At 67.8% G+C, this 1,611-nt stretch carries 1 protein-coding gene; it reads right to left on the bottom strand.

The genetic code is table 11. The features are described 5' to 3' along the window. Window positions 1–163 precede the first annotated feature (163 nt). Window positions 164–1,555, bottom strand: coding sequence for a replication initiator protein A (locus TNMX_RS00725; RefSeq protein WP_038028412.1), 1,392 nt, complete (start codon window positions 1,553–1,555; stop codon window positions 164–166). Window positions 1,556–1,611: the final 56 nt, after the last annotated feature.

Genomic DNA, 1,611 nt, shown 5'->3' with positions numbered 1-1,611 from the left:
CCCCAAGTCTTCCGATACTTTCTCCCCAAGTCTTCCGATAGGGGAGGGGGCCAACACCCCAAGTCTTCCGATACCGCCCGCCTCCGAAGAAAACCGCTTGTGGAGGGCGAAACCTGGCGCTTCCCCTTCCCGCCTCCCCAAGTCTTCCGATAGGCCTCACCCCTCAGCCGGGGAGCATCTTGCGGAAGCGTTCCAGCCAACCTTCCAGCCGGTCCTGGGCCAAAGCCTCCTTCAGCTCCTCTACCACCTGTCTGGGCTCGAGGGCACCGGACTCCATGAGGCGGCTCAGGTCCTCCAGCTCCCCCACGGAGATGCGGGAGCGGAGGACGAGCTGGGCCACCTGGAGGGCCCGGCGGATCTGGGCCTCCCGGGGCATCTCCGCCCACTCCCTGGCGGCCTCCTCTTCCAGCCTCCGGGCCTCCGCCTCCTCCTGGGCCGCCTGCCGCTTGGCCGGGCGCCTCGTCCGGGTGGGGCGCTCGTACTTCCCGGTCTCGTCCCGGATCACGTCCACCAGGAGGCCCAGGCGGTTCTTGGGCCGGTAGCCCGCCTCGAGGATGGCCCGGTAGCGCTCCAGCCGCTCCTTGATGTGCCCCAGGGAGTAGCGCCGCGCCAGGGAGTAGGCGGAGGTGAAGGAGAGCCCCTCGGCCATGAGGAGGTTCACCGCCTCGGCGTCGGGGATCCCGCCCGCCTCCTCGCCGAAGACGTAGACGATGGTCTGGTTCTTCCCCCGGCCCACGTACTCCACGGAGCGGAGGTAGCGGCGCTCTATGAGTTCTCTGTGGGCGGGCTCGAGGGTGCGGCGCACCTTGTCGGGCCGCTTGTGGACGATCTTGCAGGCGGCGGCCCACTCCATGAGGCCCACCTCCAGCCGGGCCAGGGGCTCCTCCCGCTCGGGGGAGAGGCGCTGGGCGTCCAGGAGGCGGTAGAGGGCCCGGCTCAGGGGGCGCTTGAGGCTCGCCATGAACTCGATGTCTATGGGTTTGGTGTAGCGGTTCTGCAGGGAGCGGACGATCTCCTTGGCCAGAGTGATGCGGATGACGCTGGAGCGGTCCAGGCTCCCTTCCTTGCCGCTCGTGAACTCCAGCTTGTCAATATAGCGGAAGGAGACGCTCTGCCAGCGTCCGTCGGCCCGCCAGGCCTCGGAGAGGACGTAGGTGGCGGTGGTGAGGCGGAGGAGGCTCTCTTTTAGGGCCCGGTAGTAGTACCCCGAGGTGTCGAAGCCCATGAGCTTGAGGATCTGGTAGGCCGTGGTGGTGAAGGTGCCGTCGGGGGGGCTTCCCGCGTTGAGGTAGAGGGCGATGAGGGCCAGGGAGACCTCGTTATCCAGGCCGTGGGGCACGCCCCCCACGTTCGGGTTGGCGTAGCAGGCGAGCTTTACCGGTTTGCCCAGGACCTCAAACTCCTCCTCCCAGGAGGCGTACCCCTCGGGGATCCTTTCCTGGATGGAGATGAGGCCGAGCCGGGCCACGTTGGCCTCGTCAAAGTGCCGGGGCTCCTTGGCGAGCTCCAGCTCAAAGAGGGGCGGGGTGGCGTCCTGCTTGCGCTTGCGGGCCATCTGCAGGCCATTTTACCCGGGAAGCTCGGCAAAGGACGGGGCACCCCCCTCGTAGC

Source organism: Thermus sp. NMX2.A1 (genome assembly GCF_000511705.1).
Lineage (GTDB): Bacteria > Deinococcota > Deinococci > Deinococcales > Thermaceae > Thermus > Thermus scotoductus.
This window is presented reverse-complemented; position numbering and strand designations above follow the sequence as displayed.

Bases quoted from the DNA above. Each gene is read 5' to 3' on its own strand.
- TNMX_RS00725 (WP_038028412.1), bottom strand. From the start codon at position 1,555: ATGGCCCGCAAGCGCAAGCAGGACGCCACCCCGCCCCTCTTTGAGCTG.